The organism is Streptomyces sp. NPDC048248 (assembly GCF_043201875.1).
GTDB lineage: Bacteria > Actinomycetota > Actinomycetes > Streptomycetales > Streptomycetaceae > Streptomyces.
Map to the genome: position 1 here is coordinate 400,876 of NZ_JBICZL010000004.1, position 16,310 is coordinate 417,185.

26 protein-coding genes are annotated in these 16,310 nt (G+C 66.6%); 1 reads left to right on the forward strand and 25 read right to left on the reverse strand.

Annotated features, from left to right (window positions below):
- Positions 1 to 6: 6 nt before the first annotated feature.
- Complete coding sequence (locus ACGFZW_RS10630; protein WP_393892688.1) at positions 7 to 1,635, reverse strand: ABC-F family ATP-binding cassette domain-containing protein; 1,629 nt, start codon at positions 1,633 to 1,635, stop codon at positions 7 to 9.
- Positions 1,636 to 1,691: 56 nt separating this feature from the next.
- On the opposite strand from ACGFZW_RS10630, the gene ACGFZW_RS10635 reads away from it, so the two are divergent.
- The gene (locus ACGFZW_RS10635; RefSeq protein ID WP_393892689.1) at positions 1,692 to 2,558 is read left to right on the forward strand and encodes a hypothetical protein; all 867 of its coding nucleotides are present in this window, start codon (positions 1,692 to 1,694) and stop codon (positions 2,556 to 2,558) included.
- 88 nt (positions 2,559 to 2,646) lie between these two features.
- Here the strand turns inward: ACGFZW_RS10635 and truA are convergent, their stop codons facing one another.
- The 24 genes from truA to rplP all read right to left on the reverse strand — a co-directional run bounded on the left by truA (position 2,647) and on the right by rplP (position 16,308).
- Positions 2,647 to 3,522: a tRNA pseudouridine(38-40) synthase TruA gene (truA, locus tag ACGFZW_RS10640; protein ID WP_393892690.1), complete on the reverse strand. Its 876-nt coding sequence runs from the start codon at positions 3,520 to 3,522 to the stop codon at positions 2,647 to 2,649.
- A gap of 105 nt (positions 3,523 to 3,627) precedes the next feature.
- Positions 3,628 to 4,119, reverse strand: coding sequence for a 50S ribosomal protein L17 (gene rplQ, locus ACGFZW_RS10645; RefSeq protein ID WP_393892691.1), 492 nt, complete (start codon positions 4,117 to 4,119; stop codon positions 3,628 to 3,630).
- A 186-nt stretch (positions 4,120 to 4,305) separates the two neighbouring features.
- Complete coding sequence (locus tag ACGFZW_RS10650; RefSeq protein WP_003956430.1) at positions 4,306 to 5,328, reverse strand: DNA-directed RNA polymerase subunit alpha; 1,023 nt, start codon at positions 5,326 to 5,328, stop codon at positions 4,306 to 4,308.
- Between the two features lie 109 nt (positions 5,329 to 5,437).
- Positions 5,438 to 6,064, reverse strand: a complete 627-nt coding sequence (gene rpsD, locus ACGFZW_RS10655; RefSeq protein WP_393892692.1) for a 30S ribosomal protein S4 — start codon at positions 6,062 to 6,064, stop codon at positions 5,438 to 5,440.
- 26 nt (positions 6,065 to 6,090) lie between these two features.
- Entirely contained in the window at positions 6,091 to 6,495 is a 405-nt protein-coding gene (rpsK, locus tag ACGFZW_RS10660) for a 30S ribosomal protein S11 (protein ID WP_004571845.1), read from the reverse strand.
- A gap of 102 nt (positions 6,496 to 6,597) precedes the next feature.
- A complete protein-coding gene (rpsM, locus tag ACGFZW_RS10665) occupies positions 6,598 to 6,978 on the reverse strand; it encodes a 30S ribosomal protein S13 (RefSeq protein WP_393892693.1) in 381 nt (126 codons plus the stop codon).
- Positions 6,979 to 7,177: 199 nt separating this feature from the next.
- Positions 7,178 to 7,291 carry a 50S ribosomal protein L36 gene (gene rpmJ, locus ACGFZW_RS10670; RefSeq protein ID WP_003956441.1) on the reverse strand — a complete coding sequence of 38 codons (114 nt, stop codon included), beginning with the start codon at positions 7,289 to 7,291 and terminating at the stop codon, positions 7,178 to 7,180.
- A gap of 60 nt (positions 7,292 to 7,351) precedes the next feature.
- Positions 7,352 to 7,573 (reverse strand): translation initiation factor IF-1, encoded by a 222-nt coding sequence (gene infA, locus ACGFZW_RS10675; protein WP_003956442.1) that lies wholly within the window; start codon positions 7,571 to 7,573, stop codon positions 7,352 to 7,354.
- Between the two features lie 178 nt (positions 7,574 to 7,751).
- Complete coding sequence (gene map / locus ACGFZW_RS10680) at positions 7,752 to 8,594, reverse strand: type I methionyl aminopeptidase (protein WP_393892694.1); 843 nt, start codon at positions 8,592 to 8,594, stop codon at positions 7,752 to 7,754.
- Between the two features lie 152 nt (positions 8,595 to 8,746).
- Complete coding sequence (locus ACGFZW_RS10685) at positions 8,747 to 9,400, reverse strand: adenylate kinase (RefSeq protein ID WP_393892695.1); 654 nt, start codon at positions 9,398 to 9,400, stop codon at positions 8,747 to 8,749.
- Positions 9,400 to 10,713 carry a preprotein translocase subunit SecY gene (gene secY, locus ACGFZW_RS10690; RefSeq protein WP_393892696.1) on the reverse strand — a complete coding sequence of 438 codons (1,314 nt, stop codon included), beginning with the start codon at positions 10,711 to 10,713 and terminating at the stop codon, positions 9,400 to 9,402. The genes ACGFZW_RS10685 and secY overlap by 1 nt, the downstream gene beginning before the upstream one ends.
- A gap of 227 nt (positions 10,714 to 10,940) precedes the next feature.
- A complete protein-coding gene (rplO, locus tag ACGFZW_RS10695) occupies positions 10,941 to 11,396 on the reverse strand; it encodes a 50S ribosomal protein L15 (protein WP_393892697.1) in 456 nt (151 codons plus the stop codon).
- Between the two features lies 1 nt (position 11,397).
- Positions 11,398 to 11,580 (reverse strand): 50S ribosomal protein L30, encoded by a 183-nt coding sequence (gene rpmD, locus ACGFZW_RS10700; protein WP_393683606.1) that lies wholly within the window; start codon positions 11,578 to 11,580, stop codon positions 11,398 to 11,400.
- Positions 11,580 to 12,182, reverse strand: a complete 603-nt coding sequence (rpsE, locus tag ACGFZW_RS10705) for a 30S ribosomal protein S5 (RefSeq protein WP_381679244.1) — start codon at positions 12,180 to 12,182, stop codon at positions 11,580 to 11,582. The genes rpmD and rpsE overlap by 1 nt, the downstream gene beginning before the upstream one ends.
- A 46-nt stretch (positions 12,183 to 12,228) precedes the next feature.
- Positions 12,229 to 12,612, reverse strand: coding sequence for a 50S ribosomal protein L18 (rplR, locus tag ACGFZW_RS10710; RefSeq protein WP_393892698.1), 384 nt, complete (start codon positions 12,610 to 12,612; stop codon positions 12,229 to 12,231).
- A 3-nt stretch (positions 12,613 to 12,615) separates the two neighbouring features.
- On the reverse strand, positions 12,616 to 13,155 hold the full coding sequence (gene rplF, locus ACGFZW_RS10715) for a 50S ribosomal protein L6 (RefSeq protein WP_393892699.1): 540 nt from the start codon (positions 13,153 to 13,155) through the stop codon (positions 12,616 to 12,618).
- A 22-nt stretch (positions 13,156 to 13,177) separates the two neighbouring features.
- On the reverse strand, positions 13,178 to 13,576 hold the full coding sequence (gene rpsH / locus ACGFZW_RS10720; RefSeq protein ID WP_393892700.1) for a 30S ribosomal protein S8: 399 nt from the start codon (positions 13,574 to 13,576) through the stop codon (positions 13,178 to 13,180).
- Between the two features lie 236 nt (positions 13,577 to 13,812).
- Entirely contained in the window at positions 13,813 to 13,998 is a 186-nt protein-coding gene (locus tag ACGFZW_RS10725) for a type Z 30S ribosomal protein S14 (RefSeq protein WP_004571834.1), read from the reverse strand.
- Positions 13,999 to 14,000: 2 nt separating this feature from the next.
- Positions 14,001 to 14,561, reverse strand: coding sequence for a 50S ribosomal protein L5 (rplE, locus tag ACGFZW_RS10730; protein WP_393892701.1), 561 nt, complete (start codon positions 14,559 to 14,561; stop codon positions 14,001 to 14,003).
- Positions 14,561 to 14,884: a 50S ribosomal protein L24 gene (gene rplX, locus ACGFZW_RS10735; RefSeq protein WP_393892702.1), complete on the reverse strand. Its 324-nt coding sequence runs from the start codon at positions 14,882 to 14,884 to the stop codon at positions 14,561 to 14,563. Before rplX ends, rplE begins: the two co-directional genes overlap by 1 nt.
- Positions 14,885 to 14,887: 3 nt before the next feature.
- The gene (rplN, locus tag ACGFZW_RS10740; protein ID WP_003974257.1) at positions 14,888 to 15,256 is read right to left on the reverse strand and encodes a 50S ribosomal protein L14; all 369 of its coding nucleotides are present in this window, start codon (positions 15,254 to 15,256) and stop codon (positions 14,888 to 14,890) included.
- 127 nt (positions 15,257 to 15,383) lie between these two features.
- A complete protein-coding gene (gene rpsQ / locus ACGFZW_RS10745; RefSeq protein WP_393892703.1) occupies positions 15,384 to 15,665 on the reverse strand; it encodes a 30S ribosomal protein S17 in 282 nt (93 codons plus the stop codon).
- On the reverse strand, positions 15,665 to 15,889 hold the full coding sequence (gene rpmC / locus ACGFZW_RS10750) for a 50S ribosomal protein L29 (RefSeq protein ID WP_030074787.1): 225 nt from the start codon (positions 15,887 to 15,889) through the stop codon (positions 15,665 to 15,667). The genes rpsQ and rpmC overlap by 1 nt, the downstream gene beginning before the upstream one ends.
- Positions 15,889 to 16,308, reverse strand: coding sequence for a 50S ribosomal protein L16 (rplP, locus tag ACGFZW_RS10755; protein ID WP_006604880.1), 420 nt, complete (start codon positions 16,306 to 16,308; stop codon positions 15,889 to 15,891). Before rplP ends, rpmC begins: the two co-directional genes overlap by 1 nt.
- Between the last annotated feature and the right edge of the window lie 2 nt (positions 16,309 to 16,310).

Sequence of the window (16,310 nt, forward strand, 5' to 3'; positions counted from 1 at the left end):
GCCCGCTCAGCGCTTCCGCTCGACACGGCGTTCGTCCCACACCGGCTCGGGGGTCTCCCTCACCAGGCCGTCCTGCCCGAAGACCAGGAACCGGTCGAAGGACCGTGCGAACCACCGGTCGTGCGTCACCGCGACCACCGTCCCGTCGTACGCCTCCAGCCCCTCCTGCAACGCCTCCGCCGACTCCAGGTCCAGGTTGTCGGTCGGCTCGTCCAGCAGCAGCGCCGTCGTACCCGACAGTTCGAGCAACAGGATCTGGAAGCGGGCCTGCTGGCCCCCCGAGAGCTTCTCGAAGCGCTGCTCCGCCTGCTTCTCCAGCTCGTAGCGGCGCAGCGCCGACATCGCCTGGCCCTTGTTCTTGGCGTGTTCGGTCCAGAGGATGTCCAGCAGCGTGCGGCCCATCAGCTCCGGATGCGCGTGCGTCTGCGCGAAGTGCCCCGGGACGACGCGGGCGCCCAGCTTCCACTTCCCGGAGTGCGCCACTGGGTTCTCCTGGTCACCGGCCAGCAGCCGCAGGAAGTGCGACTTGCCCGAGCCGTTCGACCCCAGCACAGCGACCCGCTCGCCGTAGAAGATCTCCAGGTCGAAGGGCTTCATCAGGCCGGTCAGCTCCAGCCCCTCGCAGGTGATCGCCCGGACGCCGGTACGGCCGCCGTGCAGCCGCATCGTGATGTCCTGCTCGCGCGGGGGCTCCGGCGGCGGGCCGGCCTCCTCGAACTTCCGCAGCCGGGTCTGGGCCGCCGCGTAGCGCGACGCCAGCTCATGGCTGACCGAGGCCGCCTGCCGCAGGGACAGCACCAGCTTCTTGAGCTGGGCGTGTTTCTCGTCCCACCGCCGCCGCAGCTCCTCGAAGCGCGCGAAGCGCTCCTTGCGTGCCGCGTGGTAGGTCGCGAAGCCGCCGCCGTGCACCCACACATCGGAGCCCGCGGGCCCCGGCTCGACGCTGACGATCTTCTCCGCGGAGCGGGCCAGCAGCTCCCGGTCGTGCGAGACGAACAGCACCGTCTTACGGGTCTCGCGCAGCTGCTCCTCGAGCCACCGCTTGCCGGGCACGTCCAGATAGTTGTCCGGCTCGTCCAGCAGCAGCACCTCGTCGGTGCCCCGCAGCAGCGACTCCAGCACCAGCCGCTTCTGCTCGCCCCCGGACAGCGTCCGGACCTGCCGCCACTGCGCCTTCTCGTACGGCATGCCGAGCGCGGCCGTGGTGCAGATGTCCCAGACCGTCTCGGCCTCGTAGCCACGGGCCTCCGCCCAGTCGCTGAGCGCCTGCGCGTATGCCATCTGCGCGTCCTCGTCGTCCGAGGTCATGATTGCCAGCTCGGCGGCGTCCACCGCCGCGGCCGCCTCCCGGATCCGCGGCTGCGCGACGGACACCAGCAGATCGCGCACCGTCCGCTCGTCCCGCACCGACCCGACGAACTGCGGCATCACCCCCAGGCCACCGCTGACCGTCACCGCCCCGCCGTGCGGCCGCAGCTCCCCCGCGATCAGCCGCAGCAGCGTCGTCTTGCCCGCGCCGTTGGCCCCCACCAACGCCACCGAGGCGCCCTCCCCCACCCGGAAGGACACGTCCCCCAGCAGGACCCTCCCGTCCGGCAGGTAGTACTCCAGATGCCCGGCTTCAAGATGTCCCATGGGCTGGATTCTCACGGCCCGTCGCGCATTCCACCAATCGGTTTAGGATGCGCGGCATGAGCTTTGGGCAAGGGGGGCCGTTCGACGGCCCCGGGGGCACGACCCCGGACTGGGACGCACTCGCCGAAGAGAGCGAAGCACGCGCCCGCCGCAAGCGCTGGATGTACATCGGCGGTGGTGCGCTCGCGACGGTCGCGGTGGCCGGCATCGTGGCCGCCGCCGTCATGACCAGCGGAAGCGACCCGAAAGGCGGCAGCGCGTCGGCGCCGCCCTCGGCGTCCGGCCTGACCGAGGAACCGGACGACAAACCGTCCTTCCCGGATGTCTCCGTCCCGCCCCCGCCGAACCCTCGCGACTACATCTCCGACCCGGCGAAGGACAAGGCCCCCCTCACTCCCGCCACTCTCTTCCCGCAGAAGAAGATGGTCGTGGGCGAGAACACCTACGCGCGCGCGAAGACCTCCTCCACCAAGGACTGCACCGCCGCCGCCCAGGGCGCCCTCGGCTCCCTGCTGTCCCACAACGGCTGCTCGCAGCTGCTGCGCGCCACCTACTCCAAGGGCGGCATGGCGGTCACCGTCGGCATCGCGGTCTTCGACTCCCCGGCGAAGGCGGAGCGGGTCAAGAACCAGAGCAAGCCCAATCTCGCCCCGCTCGCCGGTGACGGCGTCCCCGCGTCGTTCTGCCAGGGCACGAAGTGCCTGATGACCGCGAACGCCACCGGTCGCTACGCCTACTTCACCATCTCCGGCTTCACCAACGGCAAGAGTGTCACCGGCTCGGAGGCCCAGGCCCGCCGGATCGGCGGGGACGCCGCCGGGTACGCCTTCAACCAGATCACCCAGCGCGGCAAGGACCAGGCGACCCAGGCCGCCCGGGAGCAGGCGAGGGAAGCCCAGGAACGGGCTCAGAAGCAGTCCTGAACCGGGCCGGGCGCCGCCGTCCGAGCCACCCCCGACGCGGGCGCCACCCTCCCGGTGGCGCCCGCGGGCGCGACGCCCCCCGCCCGCCTCAGCAGCAGCCGCCCGTCCCCGGGGCGCTCCCCGCCGCACCGGGCAGGGTCCGCTTGTTGCGCGCCTCCAGATTGCGGGCCATCAGCAGCTCGTCGGCCGGATAGCCGACCTCCTCCAGCGTCAGCCCGTGCGGCCGCACCACATGCACCGCCGAGTCCCGCACCCCCGCGGCCAGCACCTTGCCCGCCCACTCCACCGGCCGGTGCCCGTCCCCGACGAAGAGCAGCGCGCCGACCAGCGACCGCACCATGTTGTGGCAGAACGCGTCGGCCCGCACCGTCGCCGTGACGATCCCGTCCGCACCGCGCTCCCAGCTCAGCGTCTGCAGCGTCCGGATCGTGGTCGCGCCCTCCCGGCGCTTGCAGTACGCCGCGAAGTCGTGCTCCCCCAGCAGCGCCTGCGACGCCGCGTTCATCGCATCGACGTCCAGCTCCCAGTCGTGCCAGAGCACGTGGCCGCGCAGCAGCGGGTCCACACCGCCCGGGTGATCGGTCACCCGGTAGGCATAGCGGCGCCAGATCGCCGAGAACCGCGCGTTGAAGCCGTACGGCGCCTCCACGGCCCGCCACACCCGGACGTCCTTGGGCAGCCGCCCGGCCAGCCGGCGCAGCAGCCGGTCCCCGTGCTCGGCCCACACCGACTCCGGCAGATCCACGTGCGCCACTTGCCCGCGCGCGTGCACCCCCGCGTCCGTCCGTCCGGCGACCGTGAGCTCATACGTCTCGTCCGACCGCGTCACCGTCCGCAGCGCGCTCTCCACCTCGCCCTGCACGGTGCGCCGCTCGCGCTGTTTCGCCCAGCCCGAGAAGTCCTTCCCGTCATAGGAAAGGTCCAACCGCACCCGTACGTACCCGGGCTCCACCTCATCGCTCACGCCGCGATCCTCTCAAAACCCACACCCTCGAAAGACCTGCCCCCGGACATACGGAACGGGCCCGCTCCCCAGAGGGAACGGACCCGTCCGCGCACACAGACAGCCTCAGGCGTCCTTGGACTCCTCGGCCGGCGCCTCGTCGGCCTTGGCCTCGGCGGCCTCGTCCTTCTTCAGCGCGTCTTCCTTGACCGCACGCTTGGTGGCGGCCTCGGCCTCACCGGTGGCCTGCTGGGCCACGGTCAGCGCCTCCACCAGCTCGATGACGGCCATGGGAGCGTTGTCGCCACGACGGTTACCGATCTTGGTGATACGGGTGTAGCCACCCGGGCGGTTCTCGAACCGCGGACCGACCTCGGTGAAGAGCGTGTGGACGACGCTCTTGTCGGAGATCAGCTGCATGACCTGACGGCGGTTGTGAAGGTCGCCCTTCTTCGCCTTGGTCACCAGACGCTCGGCGTACGGGCGCAGACGACGGGCCTTGGCCTCGGTCGTCGTGATGCGACCGTGCTCGAAGAGAGCGGTGGCCAGGTTCCGCAGCATCAGACGCTCGTGCGCGGCGCTGCCGCCCAGACGGGCACCCTTGGCGGGCTTCGGCATGGTGTTTCTCCTTCATTGCTGCACCGGCCGTATCAGGTACCGGTGTCAGTTCCCACGAGGCGGCCGCCCCGCGGAAGATTGCTGCATTCCCCGGGGAATGACCCCCGGACCCCCAGCCGGAAACCCAGGCCGGTGGTCAGCACGGCTGGGGCCCGGGAAACTCTCCCGGACCCCAGCCGTACACGGTCAGTACTGCTCGGTCTCCACGAACCCGGCGTCCGCATCGTCGTCGGCGCCGAAGGCGTCGGCAGCGGCGGTCGGGTCGAATCCGGGCGGGCTGTCCTTGAGCGCCAGGCCCATGCCGGCCAGCTTCGCCTTGACCTCGTCGATCGACTTCGCACCGAAGTTGCGGATGTCGAGCAGGTCCGCCTCGGAGCGGGCGACGAGCTCGCCCACCGAGTGGATGCCCTCGCGCTTGAGGCAGTTGTACGAGCGGACCGTGAGCTCCAGCTCCTCGATCGGCAGCGCCAGGTCGGCGGCCAGGGCGGCGTCCGTGGGCGAGGGGCCCATGTCGATGCCCTCGGCGTCGATGTTGAGCTCGCGCGCCAGACCGAACAGCTCGACCAGGGTCTTACCGGCCGACGCCATGGCGTCACGCGGACGCATGGCCTGCTTGGTCTCGACGTCGACGATCAGCTTGTCGAAGTCGGTGCGCTGCTCGACACGGGTCGCCTCGACCTTGTACGTGACCTTGAGCACCGGCGAGTAGATGGAGTCGACCGGGATACGGCCGATCTCCTGGCCCACCTGCTTGTTCTGGACGGCGGAGACGTAGCCGCGACCGCGCTCGACGGTCAGCTCCATCTCCAGCTTGCCCTTGCCGTTGAGCGTGGCGAGGACCAGGTCCGGGTTGTGCACCTCGACACCGGCCGGGGGCGCGATGTCAGCAGCGGTGACCAGGCCGGGACCCTGCTTGCGCAGGTACATCACGACCGGCTCGTCGTGCTCCGAGGAGACGACCAGCTGCTTGATGTTGAGGATGAGGTCGGTGACGTCCTCCTTGACGCCCGGCACGGTGGTGAACTCGTGCAGGACACCGTCGATGCGGATGGACGTGACCGCCGCACCCGGGATCGAGGAGAGGAGCGTACGACGCAGGGAGTTTCCGAGGGTGTAGCCGAAGCCCGGCTCCAGCGGCTCGATCACGAACCGGGAGCGGTATTCGTCGACGACCTCTTCGGTCAACGAGGGACGCTGAGCAATCAGCATGGTGTTCGATCCTTCAGTCGTGGACGCCCGCTATTTGACGTCCGCTGTACTTCAAAGGGTACGGGCGGTACGGCGCCAATGGCTCCGTACCGCCCGGACCATTGCGCTACTACTTCGAGTAGAGCTCAACGATCAGCTGCTCCTGCACCTGGGTGTCGATCACCTGGCGCTCGGGCATGCTGTGCACGAGAACCCGGAGGTTCGACGGGATCGCTTCCAGCCAGGCCGGAACCGTCCTGTCGCCGGCCTCGGCCTGCGCCACCGCGAACGGGGTCAGGTTCCGAGAGCCCTCGCGGACCTCGATGATGTCGTTCGCCGCCACACGAGCCGACGGAATGTCGGTCTTGCGGCCGTTCACGTTGATGTGTCCGTGACGGACCAGCTGACGCGCGTGGTCGCGGGACTTGGCAAAGCCGGCCCGGTAGACCACGTTGTCGAGACGAGTCTCAAGGATGCGCAGAAGGTTCTCACCGGTCTTGCCGGTCTTCTGGTTCGCTTCCTTGTAGTAGTTCACGAACTGCTTCTCAAGGACACCGTAGATACGGCTGCACTTCTGCTTCTCACGAAGCTGGAGCAGGTACTCGCTGTCCTTGGTGCGCCCGCGTCCGTGCTCACCCGGGGGGTAAGGACGAATCTCGATCGGGCACTTTGCGCTCTCACACTTGCTGCCCTTGAGGAACAGCTTCTGCTTCTCCCGACGGCAACGCTTGCAGTCGGCCCCGGTGTAACGCGCCATATTATTTTGTCTCCTACTTCAGCTGGTCAGACGCGGCGACGCTTGGGCGGGCGGCATCCGTTGTGCGGAGTGGGGGTGACGTCCTGGATCGAACCCACCTCGAGGCCGGTGGCCTGGAGGGAGCGGATCGCGGTCTCACGGCCGGAGCCGGGACCCTTGACGAAGACGTCGACCTTGCGCATGCCGTGCTCCTGCGCGCGGCGGGCGGCCGACTCGGCGGCCATCTGCGCGGCGAAGGGGGTGGACTTGCGCGAGCCCTTGAAGCCGACGTGGCCGGCAGAGGCCCAGGAGATCACGTTGCCCGTGGGGTCCGTGATCGAAACGATGGTGTTGTTGAACGTGCTCTTGATGTGAGCGTGCCCGTGGGCGACGTTCTTCTTCTCCTTGCGGCGCACCTTCTTGGCGCCGGCCGTACGGCCCTTCGGAGGCATTCATTACTCCCGTGGAGGTGGTCGGTCCTACTACTCGGACCGCGATGGCCTGCGGCGGCCTGGGGGTGGACCCCCGGAACACCGCAGTGCGTCCGGTGAGGACTACTTCTTGCCCGGCTTCTTCTTGCCGGCGATCGCGCGACGCGGACCCTTGCGGGTACGGGCGTTCGTGCTGGTGCGCTGACCGTGCACCGGCAGACCGCGACGGTGACGCAGACCCTGGTAGCAGCCGATCTCAACCTTGCGGCGGATGTCGGCCTGAATCTCGCGACGGAGGTCACCCTCGGTTTGGAGGTTGTTGTCCACGTACTCGCGGATCTTGACCAGGTCTTCCTCGGCCAGGTCGCGGACCCGGGTGTCCGGGTTCACGCCGGTGGCGGCGAGGGTCTGCTGCGACAGCGTGCGCCCGATACCGAAGACGTAGGTGAGGGCGACCTCCACACGCTTTTCGCGCGGGAGATCAACGCCTGCGAGGCGTGCCATTGATGTGGCTCCTGATGGCTATTCGGAGGTCTTCCGCAGCACCGTTCCCGTAAGACTCTGAAGAATTACGAGCCGGGTCCCCGGCCTCCGAGCCGGGGGTGTCGTCCCCACGCAACAGATGCGGGGTCGGGTGACTGCGTATGTACGTATGTGCTTGCGTCGCGCGAAGTACTGCGAAATGCAGGTTGGTCGGCGTGCGTCAGCCCTGGCGCTGCTTGTGGCGCAGGTTGTCGCAGATGACCATGACCCGACCGTGACGGCGGATCACCTTGCACTTGTCGCAGATCTTCTTGACGCTCGGCTTGACCTTCATGGGATGTGAGGTTCTCCGGGTCAGTGCCGTCACCCCACGGGAGCGGGGCGCCGACAAGATCTACTTGTAGCGGTAGACGATCCGGCCACGCGTGAGGTCGTAGGGAGAAAGCTCCACCACAACCCGGTCATCAGGAAGAATACGGATGTAGTGCATCCGCATCTTGCCGCTGATGTGCGCGAGGACCTTGTGACCGTTCTGGAGTTCTACCTTGAACATCGCGTTCGGCAGAGACTCGATCACGGTGCCCTCGATCTCGATGGCACCTTGCTTCTTGGCCACGCTTCGCCTTTCGAATCGGCTACCTTGATCGACTCTCCTGCGGGACCGCTTCGAGAAGCAGACACACGGATGCACGAGAGCCGACGCGTCAGTCTACGTCAGCGCTCTCGAAAAGACGAATCCACGATTATTGCCCACCAGCCGTGATCCTTAAGCGCAGCGGCCCTGCTCGGGACCCTTATGCCTTGGCCGCGGGGTCCGGAGCGACGGTGATTCCGAGCTCCGCGAGCTTCGCCTTGCCGCCGTCCACGGCGGTCAGCACCAGCGGGCCGTTCTCGGTCAGCGCGACGGAGTGCTCCCAGTGCGAGGACCAGCTGCCGTCGTTCGTCTTGACCGTCCAGTCGTCCTCGAGGACGTGCGTCTTGGCCGTGCCGAGGTTGACCATCGGCTCGATCGCGATGCAGAAACCGGGCACCAGCTTCGGGCCGCGGCCGCGCTTTCGGTCGACGTAGTTCAGCAGGTGCGGGTCCATGTGCATCTGCGAGCCGATGCCGTGGCCGCCGTAGTCCTCCACGATGCCGTACTTACCACTCGCGGGCCGCGGCTGGCGCCGGATGTAGCCCTCGATCGCCTTGGAGATGTCCACCAGCCGGTTGCCCTTGGCGACGGCCGCGATACCGGCCCACATCGACTCCTCGGTCACCCGGCTGAGCTCGACCAGCTCCGCGGAGTGACCGGATCCCACGAACGCGGTGTACGCGGCGTCGCCGTGCCAGCCGTCGATGATCGCGCCGCAGTCGATGGAGATGATGTCGCCGTCCTTCAGCACCGTCTCCGCGTCGGGGATGCCATGGACCACCACGTCGTTCACCGAGGTACAGATCGTGGCGGGGAAGCCGCCGTAGCCGAGGAAGTTCGACTTCGCGCCGTGATCGGCGAGCACCTTGCGGGCCGCGTCGTCCAGGTCCTTGGTCGAGGCGCCGGGCACCGCGACCTCCCGCGTCGCCGCGTGAATGGCGGCGACCACCAGCCCCGCCTCACGCATCTTCGCGATCTGCTCCGGGGTCTTGATCTCCACCATGGCGCCTGACGCCTTCCTGAACCGACGATTACGACAACTGCGTCTCGCGCGTGCCGACCGGCACCACGCGGGCGCGCCCGCCCCCTCCATACGATACGGCCGCGACGCCCTTGCCGGGCATCGCGGCCGTATACGGAGCCTGTGCGGCGTGCTTATTCGCCGCGGCCCAGCGCCTTCATCGAGCGCTGGGTGACCTCTTCGACCTTGCCGAGGGCCGGGATCGTGACCACGAGGCCCTGGGCCTTGTAGTAGTCGATGATCGGCTCGGTCTCCGAGTGGTAGACCTCGAGGCGCTTGCGGACCGTGTCCTCGTGGTCGTCGTCACGCTGGTACAGCTCGCCACCGCACTCGTCGCAGACACCCTCGGCGGCCGGCTTCTTGTACTCGACGTGGAAGACGTGCGCGGAGTTGCTGCGGCAGATGCGCCGTCCGGCGATCCGCTTCACGACCTCTTCCTCGGGCACCTCGAGATCGAGCACGGCATCCAGCTTGATGCCGTTGCCCTTGAGGTAGACGTCGAGCGCCTCGGCCTGCTTGAGGTTGCGCGGGAACCCGTCCAGCAGGAACCCCTTGGCAGCGTCCGGCTGCTCCAGGCGGTCCTCGGCCATGCCGATCGTGACCTCGTCCGGTACCAGGTTTCCGGAGTCCATGAACGACTTCGCCTTGAGCCCCAGGGGCGTGCCCTGGCTGATGTTGGCGCGGAAAAGGTCGCCCGTGGAGATGTGCGGGATCTCGAGGTTCTTGGCAAGGTACGCAGCCTGCGTACCCTTGCCGGCCCCCGGAGGTCCGACGAGGACGATTCGCATCAGCGGAGGAACCCTTCGTAGTTGCGCTGCTGGAGCTGGCTCTCGATCTGCTTCACGGTCTCCAGACCCACACCCACGATGATCAGGATGCTCGTCCCGCCGAACGGGAAGTTCTGGTTCGCGTTGAAAAGCACCAACGCCACTGTTGGTACGAGCGCGATCAGCCCCAGGTACAGCGAGCCCGGCCACGTGATCCGGTTGAGCACGTAGCTGAGGTACTCGGCCGTCGGGCGACCAGCCCGGATGCCCGGGATGAAGCCACCATACTTCTTCATGTTGTCGGCAACTTCTTCGGGGTTGAAGGAGATGGCGACGTAGAAAAAGGCGAAGAAGACGATCAGCAGGAAGTACGTAACGATGTAAACCGGGTGATTTCCCTTGGTGAAGTTGGTGGCGACCCAGGTCGCCCATGCCGCCTTCGACCCGCTGAACTGTGCAACGAGGGCTGGAATGTAGAGCAGCGATGACGCGAAGATGACGGGAATCACACCCGCCTGATTCACCTTGAGCGGGATGTAAGTGGACGTACCGCCGTAGGACCGGCGGCCGATCATCCGCTTCGCGTACTGCACCGGAATCCGCCGCTGGGCCTGCTCGACGAAGACCACCAGGGCGACCATCGCCAGACCCACCGCGATGACCGCGAAGAACTCGATCCAACCGTCGGCCAGCTTGCCCTGGAGCTTGATCTGCCACAGCGCGCCCGGGAAACCGGCGGCGATCGAGATGAACATCAGGATCGACATGCCGTTGCCGATGCCGCGGTCGGTCACCATCTCGCCGAGCCACATGATCAGGGCCGTACCGGCGGTCATCGTGATGACCATCGTGATGGTGGTGAAGATCGAGTCGTTGGGAACGATCTCGCTGGCGACCGGGCAGTTCTGGAAGAGCGCTCCGCTGCGGGCGGTGGCCACCAGACCGGTGCCCTGCAGGATCGCGAGCGCCACCGTCAGATAGCGCGTGTACTGGGTGATCTTTGCCTGGCCGGTCTGCCCCTCCTTCTTGAGGGCCTCCAGACGGGGGATCACGACGGTCAGCAGCTGGAGGATGATGCTCGCCGTGATGTACGGCATGATCCCCAGCGCGAAGATCGTGATCTGAAGCAGCGCACCACCGCTGAACATGTTCACCAGGGCGAACAACCCGCTGTTGCCGCCGGCCTGCTTCATGCAGGTCTCGACGTTCGCGTAGTTCACCCCGGGGACCGGGACGTGCGCTCCGATCCGGTAGAGCACGATGATGCCCAATGTGAACAGCAGCTTCTTGCGCAGGTCGGGCGTCTTGAACGCTCGGGCGAACGCGGTGAGCACGGTGCCTCCTGCGCCTCCCGCCTCGTGAGCGAGAGGTGACGGTCTTGAGGATCGACGAATACTTAGCGGCCAATTACCGCACAGGCACGGCCCGTGCGGCGGTGTTCCGGGGCAAGCCCGGAAAAAACAACAGTGCACGCCACCTTACCGGCGTCCGTACCCCCGTGGAACGACCAACCGGGGATGCCCCAATCAATGGGCATCCCCGGTCAGTTGAACCAACGAACTCAGATGAGTTCGGTGACGGTGCCGCCGGCAGCGGCGATCTTCTCCTTGGCGGAGCCGGAGACGGCGTCAACCGTCACCTGCAGCGCCACGGAGACCTCGCCGGCGCCGAGCACCTTGACGAGCTCGTTCTTGCGAACAGCACCCTTGGCGACCAGATCGGCCACCGTAACCTCGCCACCCTGGGGGTAGAGCGCGGTCAGCTTCTCCAGGTTCACGACCTGGAACTGCTTGTGGGCGGGGTTCTTGAAGCCCTTGAGCTTCGGGAGACGCATGTGGAGGGGCATCTGCCCACCCTCGAAGCGCTCCGGAACCTGGTAACGGGCCTTCGTGCCCTTGGTACCACGACCAGCGGTCTTACCCTTGGACGCCTCACCACGACCCACACGGGTCTTGGCGGTCTTGGCGCCCGGGGCAGGACGGAGGTTGTGGACCTTCAGCGGGTTGTTCTCCGCCATGTCAGTCGACCTCCTCAACCGTCACGAGGTGGCGGACGGTGTGCACCATGCCGCGGAACTCGGGGCGGTCCTCCTTGACAACCGAGTCGTTCAGGCGCTTGAGCCCGAGCGAACGCAGGGTGTCGCGGTGGTTCTGCTTGCTACCGATGTAGGACTTCGTCTGCGTGATCTTGAGGTGCGCCATTACGCGGTCACCCCTGCACGCGCCCGCAGCAGAGCGGCGGGAGCGACGTCCTCCAGCGGCAGGCCACGACGGGCCGCGATCTCCTCGGGGCGCTGAAGGCCCTGAAGCGCGGTCACCGTGGCGTGCACGATGTTGATCGGGTTCGACGAGCCGAGCGACTTGCTCAGGACGTCGTGGATGCCCGCGCACTCCAGAACGGCGCGCACGGGACCACCGGCGATCACACCGGTACCGGGGGAAGCAGGCTTGAGCAGGACAACGCCCGCAGCCTTCTCGCCCTGGATCGGGTGAGGGATGGTGCCCTGGATACGCGGGACCTTGAAGAAGCTCTTCTTGGCCTCTTCGACGCCCTTGGCGATGGCCGCGGGAACTTCCTTGGCCTTGCCGTATCCGACACCTACGGTGCCGTCACCGTCGCCCACCACGACCAGCGCGGTGAAGCTGAAACGGCGACCACCCTTGACAACCTTGGCGACACGGTTGATCGCGACAACGCGCTCAACGTATGCGGTCTTCTCGGCGGCAGCGCCACCGTCGCGACCCTTCCGGTCCCGCCGCTCGCCGCCACCGGCACCGCTCCCGCGGCGCTGGGGTCCAGCCATTGGATTTACCTCTCTCTGTTACGTCCGCTAGCTCCGGAACCGGGGCTTAGAACTTCAGCCCGGCTTCGCGGGCGGCGTCCGCCAGAGCGGCAATGCGCCCGGCGTACTGGTTGCCACCGCGGTCGAACACGACGGTCTCGACACCCGCGGCCTTGGCGCGCTCGGCGACCAGGGAACCGACCTGCTTGGCCTGGTCGCCCTTGCTGCCTTCGCCACCACGGATCGACGCGTCCAGGTGCGACGCCGACGCGAGCGTGTGGCCCGCGATGTCGTCGATGACCTGGGCGGTGATGCCGCGGTTGGAACGCGTCACGACGAGGCGCGGACGCGCCGGGGTACCCGCGATCCGCTTACGGATGCGGATGTGGCGCCGCTTGAGGGCGGCACCCTTACGGGCGTTGCCCTTGGCGATCTTCACACCGTATGCCATGGCTTACTTACCAGCCTTTCCGACCTTGCGGCGGATGACCTCGCCGGCGTACTTGACGCCCTTGGCCTTGTACGGGTCGGGCTTGCGGAGCTTGCGGATGTTGGCCGCAACCTCGCCCACCTTCTGCTTGTCGATGCCCTCGACGCTGAGCTTGGTCGGGGACTCGACCTTGAAGGAGATGCCTTCGGGTGCCTCGACGACGATGGGGTGGCTGTAGCCCAGCGCGAACTCCAGGTTGGAGCCCTTCGCCTGAACTCGGTAGCCGACACCGCTGATCTCAAGTGCCTTGCTGTAGCCCGTGGTCACGCCGGTGATCATGTTCGCCACCAGCGTGCGGGACAGGCCGTGCAGGGCCTTGTTCTGACGCTCGTCGTTCGGGCGGGTGACGGCGATGACGCCGTCTTCACCCTTGGCGACCTCGATGGGCGCGGCGACGGTGTGCTCAAGGGAACCCTTGGGGCCCTTGACCGACACCTTGCGGCCATCAATGGTGACGTCCACACCAGCGGGAACCTGGATGGGCAGCTTGCCAATACGCGACATTAGCTATTCCTCCGTTCCCTGGTTACCAGACGTAGGCGAGGACTTCCCCACCCACGCCCTTCTTGCTGGCCTGCTGACCGGTCAGGAGACCGTGGGACGTGGAGATGATCGCCACGCCCAGGCCGCCGAGGACCTTCGGCAGGTTGGTGGACTTTGCGTAGACCCGCAGGCCCGGCTTCGAAATCCGCTTGATGCCGGCGATCGAGCGCTCGCGGTTCGGGCCGAACTTCAGGTCGAGGGTGAGGTTCTTGCCAACCTCGGCGTCCTCGACCTTCCAGCCGGTGATGTAACCCTCCTGCTGGAGGATCTCCGCGATGTGCGACTTGATCTTGCTGTGCGGCATCACGACGGTGTCGTGGTACGCCGAGTTCGCGTTACGCAGACGGGTCAGCATGTCTGCGATGGGATCAGTCATGGTCATGAATTGGCCTTCGGCCTCTCTCGCCGGGGTTTCCTATGTGCGCCATCCCTCTCCCCGATCAGAGTCGGGACGGGTGCGGCGCGGGGACCTACGGCGTAGTAAGCGACGTTATGCGGGCGGTGCCCGCGGTCGGTCTCGGGCGGCGGGGCGCCCAACCCTTCTACCCTACGGGATAAAGGGCGGGGCACCTGCCGACCGATGCTTACCGAGAGCCTCCGGGTAAACCCAACTAGGGTTTACCAGGAGCTCTTGGTCACGCCCGGCAGCTCGCCACGGTGAGCCATCTCACGAAGGCACACGCGGCACAGGCCGAACTTGCGGTAGACGGAGTGCGGCCGGCCGCAGCGCTGGCAACGCGTGTACGCGCGGACAGCAAACTTCGGCTTACGAGCCGCCTTAGCGATCAGAGCCTTCTTCGCCACGGTCAGTTCTCCTTGAACGGGAAGCCGAGGTGACGAAGCAGGGCACGGCCCTCATCGTCGTTGGACGCCGTGGTGACCACGGTGATGTCCATGCCCCGCGTCCGGTCGATCTTGTCCTGGTCGATCTCGTGGAACATGACCTGCTCCGTGAGACCGAAGGTGTAGTTGCCCCGACCGTCGAACTGCTTCGGGGACAGACCACGGAAGTCGCGGATGCGCGGCAGCGCGAGCGACAGCAGGCGGTCCAGGAACTCCCACATGCGGTCACCGCGGAGGGTGACGTGGGCACCGATCGGCTGGCCCTCGCGCAGCTTGAACTGCGCGATGGACTTACGGGCCTTGGTGACGGCCGGCTTCTGGCCGGTGATCGTGGTGAGGTCCTTGATGGCACCGTCGATCAGCTTGGAGTCGCGGGCGGCGTCGCCCACACCCATGTTGACCACGATCTTGGTCAGGCCGGGGATCTGCATGACGTTCTCGTACGAGAACTCGTCCTTCAGCTTCCCGGCGATTTCTTCGCGGTAGCGCTGCTTGAGGCGCGGCGCGTTGGTGGTGGCAGTCATCAGATGTCCTCACCGGTCCGCTTGGCAACGCGGATCTTGTTGCCGTCATCGTCGAACCGGAACCCGACGCGGGTGACAACCTTGTTGCCGTCCTTCTCCACAACCAGCTGAACGTTGCTGACGTGGATCGGGGCCTCGGTGGTGACGATGCCGCCGGTCTGCGAACCGCGGGCGGTCTGGCCGGCCTTGGTGTGCTTCTTGACCCGGTTGACACCCTCGACCAGGACACGGTCCTCGCGGGGGAAGGCCTGAATGACCTTGCCCTGCTTACCCTTGTCCTTACCGGTGATGACCTGGACCAGGTCGCCCTTCTTGATCTTCATCGGTTACAGCACCTCCGGCGCGAGCGAGATGATCTTCATGAACTTCTTCTCGCGCAGCTCACGGCCCACCGGGCCGAAGATACGGGTGCCGCGGGGGTCGCCATCGTTCTTGAGGATGACGGCCGCGTTCTCGTCGAAGCGGATGTACGAGCCGTCGGGACGGCGGCGCTCCTTGACGGTGCGAACGATGACGGCCTTGACGACGTCACCCTTCTTCACGTTGCCACCGGGGATCGCGTCCTTCACGGTGGCGACAATGACGTCACCGATGCCCGCGTAGCGGCGACCCGAGCCACCGAGAACACGGATGGTGAGAATTTCCTTCGCACCCGTGTTGTCGGCGACCCGAAGTCGCGACTCCTGCTGGATCACGTCTATCTCCTGATCGTCTGCCGGTTCCCGGCAGGGACTTCGAACGAAGTCCCTGCCGAGCCTGGCGGAACTGACCTGAGCGGAAACGCTCAGGCTGAACTAACGGAAATTCCCTTGCGGGAACTGCCTACTTGGCCTTCTCGAGGATCTCGACGATGCGCCAGCGCTTGGTGGAGGACAGCGGCCGGGTCTCCATGAGGAGGACACGGTCGCCGACACCGGCAGCGTTCTGCTCGTCGTGCGCCTTGAGCTTGTTCGTACGGCGGATGACCTTGCCGTACAGCGCGTGCTTGACACGGTCCTCGACGGCGACGACGACGGTCTTGTCCATCTTGTCGCTGACGACGAGACCCTCACGGGTCTTGCGGAAGCCGCGGTCGTTGGTCTCAGTCACATTCTTCTCGCTCATCAGGCGCTCTCCACCGTCTCGATGCCCAGCTCGCGCTCGCGCATCAGGGTGTAGATCCGGGCGATGTCCTTACGGACGGACTTGAGCCGACCGTGGTTCTCGAGCTGTCCGGTCGCCGCCTGGAAGCGGAGGTTGAACAGCTCCTCCTTGGCCTCACGAAGCTTGCCGACGAGGTCCTCGTCATTCAGCTCGCGCAGCTCGGTCGCCTTGATACCGGCCGCCATCACGACTCACCTGCCTCGCGCCGCACGATGCGGCACTTCATCGGAAGCTTGTGGGCGGCGCGGGTCAGCGCCTCCTTGGCAACCTTTTCGTTCGGGAAGGACAGCTCGAACATCACCCGACCGGGCTTGACGTTCGCGACCCACCACTCGGGAGAACCCTTACCGGAACCCATGCGGGTTTCGGCCGGCTTCTTCGTGAGCGGGCGGTCCGGGTAAATGTTGATCCAGACCTTGCCGCCACGCTTGATGTGACGGGTCATCGCGATACGAGCGGACTCGATCTGACGGTTCGTCACGTAAGCCGGGGTCACGGCCTGGATGCCGTACTCACCGAAGGCCAGCTCGGTGCCACCCTTGGCCATGCCACTGCGCTTCGGGTGGTGCTGCTTGCGGTGCTTGACCCTGCGAGGGATCAGCATGT